This window comes from Allokutzneria sp. NRRL B-24872, assembly GCF_002155965.1.
Lineage (GTDB): Bacteria > Actinomycetota > Actinomycetes > Mycobacteriales > Pseudonocardiaceae > Allokutzneria.
Window position 1 is genome coordinate 1 of record NZ_MUMH01000469.1, and the last position, 710, is coordinate 710.

Genomic DNA, 710 nt, shown 5'->3' on the forward strand with positions numbered 1-710 from the left:
ACCGGCTTCCATCGATACCCCCTAGGGGTATAAAGTGGGGATCGTCAGGAGGCGCTGAGGCATTCCGGTGCCTCCTGCGCACCGACCGTCACGCTCACCCCACACAGGAGAAACCCCATGAGCTCCGAGGCTGTCACCACCGTCTACCAGGTGACCGGTATGACCTGCGGCCACTGCGAAGGCGCCGTCTCCGAGGAGATCGGCTCCCTGGACGGCGTCACCTCCGTCAAGGCCGTGGCGTCCACCGGCCAGGTCACCGTGATCTCGGCCGCTCCGCTGGACGACGAGACCGTCCGCGCCGCCGTGGACGAGGCGGGCTACGAGCTCACCGGCCGGGCGGCCTGAGCGAGCCCCCACCAAACCTCCGCCGGGACCGTACCGCCCTGCTCATACAGTCGCCGTACGGCCCGGCCCTCCTCCCAGGAGACCAGACATGACCAGCACGGCACCCCCCGCCGGGGCCGCCACCGACACCACGGCGACGGCCGGCGAGCCCTCGCAGGTCCAGCCCGCCATCGGCGGCATGACCTGTGCGTCCTGCGCCGCGCGTATCGAGAAGAAGCTCAACCGCCTCGACGGCGTCACCGCCACGGTGAACTTCGCGACCGAGAAGGCCAAGGTGTCCTACGGCGCGGGGATCGAGGTCGCCGACCTGATCGCCACCGTCGTCAAAACCGGGTACACCGCCGAGGAACCGCGCCCCCCCCTGC

The 710-nt window shown here is 70.1% G+C and carries 2 protein-coding genes; both read left to right on the top strand.

Going from position 1 to position 710, the window contains the following annotated elements:
* The first annotated feature begins 117 nt into the window (after positions 1-117).
* A complete protein-coding gene (locus tag CCN37_RS38735) occupies positions 118-345 on the top strand; it encodes a heavy-metal-associated domain-containing protein (RefSeq protein ID WP_086830296.1) in 228 nt (75 codons plus the stop codon).
* A gap of 88 nt (positions 346-433) precedes the next feature.
* Positions 434-710 (top strand): heavy metal-associated domain-containing protein (locus CCN37_RS38740; protein ID WP_210408447.1); only part of this gene is annotated, 277 nt, incomplete at its 3' end.

Excerpts from the sequence above, each read along its gene's own strand:
- CCN37_RS38735 (WP_086830296.1), top strand. The coding sequence starts at position 118 with ATGAGCTCCGAGGCTGTCACCACCGTCTACCAGGTGACCGGTATGACC.